The sequence below is a fragment of the Desulfosarcina sp. genome (genome assembly GCF_041551955.1).
Lineage (GTDB): Bacteria > Desulfobacterota > Desulfobacteria > Desulfobacterales > Desulfosarcinaceae > Desulfosarcina.
On record NZ_JBFELV010000229.1, the window covers coordinates 1 to 7,933 of the forward strand.

A 7,933-nucleotide genomic window follows, 5' to 3' on the forward strand; every position below is an offset into this window, starting at 1 on the left:
TTTAGGTACCGTGTCGAAGGAAAGCGCTTCGGTGGAGCTGACGATATGCTTGCCGTCGAATTCCAGTCCTTTGACTTCAATGGGTTCGGAGCCGGTGGCCAACAGGATGTTCTTGGCCGACAGGGTCGTCTTTTTCTTTTTGCCCGTATCCACCTCTACAGTTCCCGCCGCCGCGACCGATGCCGTGCCATGGATGATTTCGATATTGTTGCCATCCAGCAGCTTGCGCACGTTTTCGGTCAGTTCCTCCACCACCTTGTCCTTGCGGGCCAGCATGGCCGACAAATCGAGGGAGACTTTTCCCGTCTTGATGCCGTATTCGGCAAAACGGTCCTTGGCAAGGTGATAGTACTCGGAGGAATCCAGCAGCGCCTTGCTGGGGATGCACCCCACGTTGAGGCAGACACCGCCCAGACGGGAGGCTTTTTCCACCACGGCGGTTTTCATGCCGAGCTGGGCCGCACGAACGGCCGCCACGTACCCGCCGGGTCCGGAGCCGATGATCACCAGGTCGAACTGTGCTTGCTGTGCCATCTTACACCTCCAATGCCATGCGTTCCGGGTTTTCGACGAACTCCTTGACCCGTTTGAGAAAGGTCACCGCGCCCTTGCCGTCCACGATGCGGTGGTCGTAGCTCAGCGCCACGTACATCATGGGCCGGATGACGATCTGGTCATCGATCACCACCGGTCGCTTTTCGATCTTGTGCATACCCAGGATCCCGCTCTGGGGCATATTGAGGATGGGGGTGGAAAGCAGGCTGCCGTATACGCCGCCGTTGCTCACCGTGAAGGTGCCCCCCTCCAGGTCGGCCAGCTCCAGCCGGTTGTCCTTGATCTTGGTCACGTAATCCACGATGGCTTTTTCCACCTGGGCGAAGCTCAAGCGTTCGACATGGCGGATCACCGGCACCACGAGTCCCCGCGGGGTGCCCACGGCCACACCGACGTGCTGGTAGTTGTGGTAGACGATGTCATGGCCGTCGATGAAGGCGTTGATCTCGGGCACCTCCTTGAGGGCCGCCACACATGCCTTGACGAAGAAGGACATGAACCCCAGCGAGACGCCGTGGCGCTTGGCGAACGCCTCCTTGTACAGGGATCGGATTTCCATGGCCCGGGCCATGTCGATCTCATTGAAGGTGGTCAGCATGGCCGTGCTCTGTTTGGACTCCAGCAGCCGCTCGGCAATGCGTTTGCGGATGGGCGTCATGGGTTTGCGTTCTTCCATGGCTGCCGCCGACGGTTCAACCGCCGGGGTGCGAGGGGCTTCGGGGATGCCGGCCGGCGCTTTTTCCAGGTATAGCAGCACGTCTCCCTTGCTGATGCGCCCGCCGGGGCCGCTGCCCTGGATTTTCGACGCATCCAGGTTCTTTTCGGCGACCAACCGGCGCACCGACGGCGCCAGGGGGATGCCGTCGGCAGGCGTGGCCGGGGCTGAAGGCGCCGGAGGTTTGGTTGCCGGTACGGCAGGCGCCGGGGCCGCTGCTTTTTCCGGTTCCTGCTTGGGTTCCGGCGCGACTTCGGCTTTCGGCTTTTCCGGCGCCGACGCGGCTGCATCCACGGGTTCCAAGGCCCCTACCACCGTACCGATAGCCACGGTTTCTCCGGCAGCCACGAGGATCTTCAGCACGCCATCCGCCTCGGCCACCACCTCCAGGGTCACCTTGTCCGTTTCGATGACAAACAAAGGATCGTCCTTGCGGACGGTGTCGCCGTCCTGTTTGAACCATTCGGCCAGGACTGCTTCCTGGACCGACTCGCCAACACTGGGAATCTTGATTTCGATGGACATGCAGGCTCCTTGGTTAGTTGATCGCGTTCGTTGGGTTTATTGGGTTTATGGGGTTGGCCGGGTTGGTTTGGCGCTATTTATAACCGAAGTCGGAGGTCAGATGTCTGATTTCTGAATTCCGTCCTCTGTCCTCTGTCCTCCGTCCTCCGCCCTCTGTCCTCTGTCTTCCGGCTTCCATCACCCCGCCATCCCCCCCGCCTGGTCATGGGGGCCGATGGCCCGGTCGACGATGCCGTCCTGCTCCATTTTGTAGATCTTGGGAAAACCGGTGGCCGGACTCGCAGCGGCATTTCGGCCGACGTAGTCGAGGGGCTTTTTCAGCATCGGCGACAGCCTGGGCCGCATGAACTGCCAGGCGCCCATGTTCTCCGGCTCCTCCTGCACCCAGGTCCAGTCCTTGGCTTTCTTGTATCGACCAACGACCTTCTCAAGTGCCTTTTCAGGAAACGGGTGAAGCATTTCAGCCCGAATGATGGCCGTGTCGTCGGCATTGATCTGCTGCCGTCGGGCAACCAATTGGTAGTAAATTTTGCCGCTGCAGAAAATGACCTTTTTGGCTGACGTCGTCGCCTCCGCATCGTCCAAGATCGGTGAAAACCGACCATGGATCAAATCCTTCAGCGAGGAGACGGCCATGGGATGACGCAACAGGCTCTTGGGGGTCATGAGGATCAGCGGCTTGCGGAACGGCGCCTTGATCTGCCGTCGCAGCAGATGGAAGTACTGCGCCGGGGTGGTCGGGTTGGCCACCTGCATGTTGTCGTTGGCACAAAGCTGGAGAAAGCGCTCCAAGCGGGCACTGGAATGTTCCGGCCCTAACCCCTCCCAGCCGTGGGGCAGCAGCAGGGTCAATCCGCACAACTGCTGCCACTTGGCCTGGCCGCTGGCGATAAACAGGTCGATGACGCACTGGGCGTTATTGACAAAATCGCCGAACTGGGCCTCCCACAGGGTCAGCACCTCGGGCCGGGTGACCGCGTAGCCATATTCAAAACCCAGCACACCGGCCTCGGCCAACAGGCTGTTATACACTTCAAAAGCGGCCTGTCCCGCTTTCAGGTGATTCAGGGGGGTGTGGGCTTGGCCCGTCTCATAGTCCCAGATGACGCTGTGGCGCTGACTGAAGGTGCCGCGGCTCACATCCTGGCCGCTGAGCCGCACGGTGTGGCCGTCGGCAAGCAAGGATGCAAAAGCCAGGGCTTCGGCGCCGGCCCAGTCAATGCCTTTACCGGTGTTGACGGCGTCAAGGCGCTTGTCCAGCACACCCTTCAGCCGGGGGTGGACGGTAAACCCATCGGGCAGCTGTGCCAGGCGGTCGGCCAGTTTTACCAGCGTCTTTTCCTCCACCGCGGTCTCGACCGGGTCATGGGAAAACGCACCGCTGACCGTCTCCCATTCCGGAAAGAACCTGGGTTCGGGGAAAAGGCAGGTGTCGCCGTGGACCTCCTCGTAGGCCGCATCGAGACCGCTGTTAACGGCTTGTTCTATTTTATCCACATCCGTTTTCGATACCACGCCCTCGGCCACCAGCCGGTCGCCGTACACCCGGTTCAGCGGCGGACGCTGGCGGATGCGCTGGTACATGGTCGGCTGGGTGAAATAGGGTTCATCCCCTTCGTTGTGACCGTAACGGCGATAACAGACCAGGTCGATAACCACATCCTTGCCGAAGCGGTAACGGTAGTCGGCCGCCAGTCGGGCCACGTGTACCACGGCCTCCGGATCTTCACCGTGGACGTGGAAGATCGGCACCATGAGCATTTTAGCCACATCGGTCGAATAGCGGGTGGAGCGGGCATCCTCGGGCAGGGTGGTGTATCCAATCTGATTGTTGATGACGACGTGCACCGTCCCACCGGTTCGGTAGCCCTTCAATTGAGACATATTCAGGGTTTCCGCCACGACCCCCTGCCCCGCAAAGGCCGCATCGCCATGCATCAGCACCGGAAGGACCGCCTTGTCGCCGTCGGCTGCCAGCAGATCCTGCCGGGCCCGGACGATGCCTTCCACCACCGGATTCACCGCCTCCAGGTGGCTGGGGTTGCTCACAAGATAGAGGGAAATCGAGGTGCCGTCCGCCATGTTGTGCTCGGTGAGATAGCCGATATGATACTTGACATCCCCGGACCCCACCAGGTCCTGGGGATCATAGCAGCTTTCGAACTCCGAGAAGATCTCTTCGGCCGGCTTTTCAAGGATGTTGCGCAGCACGTTGAGGCGCCCCCGGTGAGCCATGCCGAAGATGATTTCGCGACACCCGAATTCCACCGCCCGCCGGCGCAGGACGTCCAGAAAAGGGATAAGGGCTTCACCGCCCTCCAGCGAAAAGCGCGTCACGCCCACATACTTTTTGTTGAGAAACCCCTCAAACAGGGACGCCGCGGAGAGCTTTTTGAGGGTCTCAACCCGTTCGTCCGCCGTGAGTTCAGCCTGGTTCTTCACCGGTTCCATGCGCGCCTGAAGCCACCGGCGCTCGTCGGGGTCCTGAAGGTGCATGTACTCCACGCCGACGCTGTGGCAATAGGTCTGTTTCAGCCGGCCCACGATCTCCTTGAGCGGTGCCGCGGCCTTGTCGATCAAACCCGGTGCAGCAAAGGTGCGGTCCAGGTCGGACACGTCCAGGCCAAATGCGTCCAACTCCAGAAGCGGGTGGGCGGTGGGGCATGCGGACAACGGATCCATGCAGGCCAGCAGGTGGCCGATGTCCCGGTAGCGGCGGATCAGCTCGCCCACGTTGGCCTGGCGCAGGGCCTGATCCGGATCGACATCCGCCGGTCCGGCCGCCCCGGCCAATTCGAATCCTCTAAAGAAGAACTGCCAGTCATCCGAGAGCGACGATGGGTCGGATTTCCATTTGCGGTATTGGGCGTCGATAAAGTCGGCGCTCAAGGTTTCGGACAGGTTCATGGTTCAGCGTCTCCTATGGGCGTTCTACGCGTTGATCATTGTTGACGACTCGTGTCGCCGGGTGCCGGGGCACCGGCCTGGCGGCAGAACCAGCCGGTCACGGTCCGGGTCACCAGCCGCTGGTGGTCCGGCTGGGTGAGCATGTGATCGCCCCCGGCGACAATGGCCAACTCGACCATCCGGGGATTTGCCGTTTTGGCCAGATGCGCTTCGGACACCGGAATGATTTCGTCCTGGTCGCCGTGAACCACGAGCATGGGAATCGCCAACGATCGGGTGGCATCCATCAGATCGTGCCGGTCCGCATCATCGAAAAAATCCTGGTTGAGCCTAAGCTGGCGTTCGCGGCTGTTAAATCCCACCTGACCGGTCTGCGCCAGCGTCTGCTGTTGTGACGGCGTGAGAAAATGCATCGGTCGCGTCGGGCTGACGCGCCCGGCCACCCGGCAGACGGCCGATACGGTCTTTGTTCGCCGGGCGGTAAGCAGAGCGATGGCCGCACCCAATGAGTGCCCGGCCAAGCCGATCCAGGGGGCGCCTTTTTCCTGCACCAGGGCAATCGCCGCCTCCATCTCCAATACCTGCTTGGACCAGGTGGAGTGTTCAAACCGTCCCTGACTCTGCCCGTTTCCGGAAAAATCGAATCGCAGCGCCATGAACCCGGCGTCGCCCAGCGCACTGCAGATGCGCCGCAGGATACCCGTGTGCCGGGAACAGGTAAAACAGTGGCCGGCGATGACTGCGCCGACCGGAGACCGCTCGGGCTGGTGCAGGGTTCCGGCAAGGGTTTCCCCCATAGGATTGTTGAATTGGATCTGCTGTTCCATTCTCTCTCCGCGGGAAGGGATCGGGATTTCCTCATATTAACAAGATTCATGCCATGATCGTCAAGGTAAAAAGGGTCCGGGGCAGCGATAGGCTGCACCCGGCGGACAACCGCTGAAACGGATGGATTGGATGCTTGTCGGAAAGAAAAGATGATTCACTTGAGACAGGATGTCTCGAGAAGGAACCGGTGATGCACGCACCTGACCCTCAGGTGCCGATAGCACCGCCTCAGGTGAATCCGGCGCCGGCGGTGCAGGTATAGCAGTGGTCTGCCGTGGCGATGGGACAGCCTCGCTCCGGGCGTCCGATCATGTCGGTCACATGGACCCGACTGCCGCCCATGGGCAGCCCCCGGGCCAAATTGAAGTCACAGTCATACAGGTAGCCGTCCCAGGAGACCGACACCAGGGTCCGGCACATCACCCCGTCCACCGCGCACGGGTTGAATCCGTCCGCCAGTTTCTTCAGATAGGCCGACAGATTGCCGGATCGCTCCAGCCAACGCCTGAAACGCCCCAACGGCGCGTTGGAAAAGCTGAAGAGATGATTGAAGGTGATGCCCCACTTGCGTTCGAGCATCTGGCGAAACCGCTTCTCCGTCTGGGCCTGATCAGGAGCCATGAAGGCCCCCGTGGGGTTGGAGACCAGGTTCAACTCCAGGCCGGTTTCCGGCCGCCCGTATCCCAGGGCGTTGAGTTTCTTGAGAGCGGCAATGCTGGCCCTGAACACCCCATCCCCCCGCTGGGCATCCGCCTGGGATTCGTTGATGGAGGCAAAGGATGCCACGACGGTGACCTTGAGGCTTTTGAGCAGGTCCATCAGGTGCTCCCGCCCGCCACTGTTCAGGGCCGACAGGTTGGATCGGAAAATCAGTTTCGGCGCCAGGTCGGCAAACGTCTCGACAATGGTGACAATGTCGGGGTTCATCTCGGGGGCGCCACCGGTAATGTCGATGGTTTCAAAGGGCGCTCCCCTGGCCCATGCCGCGATCTGGTTGGCGGTCTGGCGCGTCATGACCTCGGTTTTACCGGGACCGGCATTCAGGTGACAATGGCCGCAGGTCTGATTGCACAGCAGTCCCAGGTTGACCTGCAGAATGGAGGTGTTTCCCCGGACCAATTTCAACCCATGCCGGGCAAGGGTCCTGGAAAACCCCGTCGGCTCGCTATCCATTTGATGAACAAACGCTTGGTCGCCATCCATGGTTGCCTCTTCACACTACCTTTGCATGGACATCTTTTCGGCGATATTTTTCATCTGGACGCCGTGCACCAGAGAAGCGCCCCCCCGAATGGCGGTGGCCACGTGGACGGCTTCGATCATTTCCGCGGTGTTGGAACCGGTCTCAAGGCATGAACGCGTGTAGGCATCGATGCAGTATGGACATTGGACGGCGTGGGCCACGGCCAGGGCGATGAGCGATTTCTCCCGCTGGGTCAGCTCACCCTCGGCGAAAACCGCTTCGTAATACTCGAAAAACTTTTGCGCCAGGTAGGGATTGTCTTTTCCGATATCACCGAATTTAGGCAGATCGTCGGGTTTGTAGTAGGTTTCCATGGCCGTCTCCTTTTTGATTGTCGATCAAGAAACGAGATCTCGCGATCCAGCTCATCGCTCTCGGGCTATTGAGATCCTCAACGTAGCGCTGCTGCGCCTGCGGAATCAATAACCCTGCGGCCTCGATCTGAACCACGACCTACCATCTCTTGATGAACCATAGCATCAATTTATCTTCCACCGTCGGCCCTGATGCTCACACCCTCTGACCTCTATCCTCAGACCTCGGCCCTCCGGCATCCGGCATGAGGCTTTTGTCCTCGCACACCTCCGGCGTACACGCCCGCCCCTTCAGGTTGAAGAAGAACTTAAGCCCTTTTTGCACTTTCTCGGAAAATATTTTCGGCGTGAAGACATTGCCCGTCACCCGTTTGCTGATCTCTCCCAAGGTGGGATAGGGATGAATGGCCGAAGCCAGGGTGGAAAGCTTTACGCCGCCGTTCAGGACGGCCACCCATTCGGCAATCAGATCTCCGGCCCGGGGGCCAAGTATCTGAACCCCCAGCGGCTTTTCCTTTTTATCGAGGATCAGTTTGATCCGGCCTTCGGTCTGACCTTCGGCCAGCGAGCGGTCGTTGTCCTGAAACGCCTCGGTCCAGACGGAATAGTCGAGGCCCGCATCTTTTGCCGCCCGTTCATTGAGTCCGATGCTGGCCAGCTCTGGATCCGTGTAGGTGCACCAGGGCAGCCAGGTGTAGTCCACCTTGCGCGGCAGGTGAAATACCGCGTTGCTCACCACCACCCCCCCTTCATAACCGGCGGCGTGGGTGAACTGATAGCCGCCGCTGACGTCACCGGCAGCAAAAATGTGTTTCTGATTGGTGCGCAGCCGGGCGTCCACCGAAA

General features: G+C 60.4%; 6 protein-coding genes and 1 pseudogene. All 7 read right to left on the minus strand.

All coding sequences use genetic code 11. From position 1 onward, the window contains the following. Window positions 1-534 (minus strand): FAD-dependent oxidoreductase (locus tag ABYV26_RS16070; protein WP_372682370.1); only part of this gene is annotated, 534 nt, incomplete at its 3' end. Between the two features lies 1 nt (window position 535). Continuing rightward, a complete protein-coding gene (gene odhB, locus ABYV26_RS16075) occupies window positions 536-1,795 on the minus strand; it encodes a 2-oxoglutarate dehydrogenase complex dihydrolipoyllysine-residue succinyltransferase (RefSeq protein ID WP_372682371.1) in 1,260 nt (419 codons plus the stop codon). Between the two features lie 177 nt (window positions 1,796-1,972). Then, window positions 1,973-4,702, minus strand: coding sequence for a 2-oxoglutarate dehydrogenase E1 component (locus tag ABYV26_RS16080; protein WP_372682372.1), 2,730 nt, complete (start codon window positions 4,700-4,702; stop codon window positions 1,973-1,975). A 35-nt stretch (window positions 4,703-4,737) separates the two neighbouring features. After that, window positions 4,738-5,529: an alpha/beta hydrolase family protein gene (locus ABYV26_RS16085; protein ID WP_372682373.1), complete on the minus strand. Its 792-nt coding sequence runs from the start codon at window positions 5,527-5,529 to the stop codon at window positions 4,738-4,740. 229 nt (window positions 5,530-5,758) lie between these two features. Continuing rightward, a complete protein-coding gene (gene arsS / locus ABYV26_RS16090) occupies window positions 5,759-6,733 on the minus strand; it encodes an arsenosugar biosynthesis radical SAM (seleno)protein ArsS (protein WP_372682374.1) in 975 nt (324 codons plus the stop codon). Between the two features lie 15 nt (window positions 6,734-6,748). Further along, the gene (locus tag ABYV26_RS16095) at window positions 6,749-7,087 is read right to left on the minus strand and encodes an arsenosugar biosynthesis-associated peroxidase-like protein (protein ID WP_372682375.1); all 339 of its coding nucleotides are present in this window, start codon (window positions 7,085-7,087) and stop codon (window positions 6,749-6,751) included. A gap of 196 nt (window positions 7,088-7,283) precedes the next feature. Continuing rightward, window positions 7,284-7,933, minus strand: a pseudogene (locus tag ABYV26_RS16100) (hypothetical protein); the annotation flags it as partial.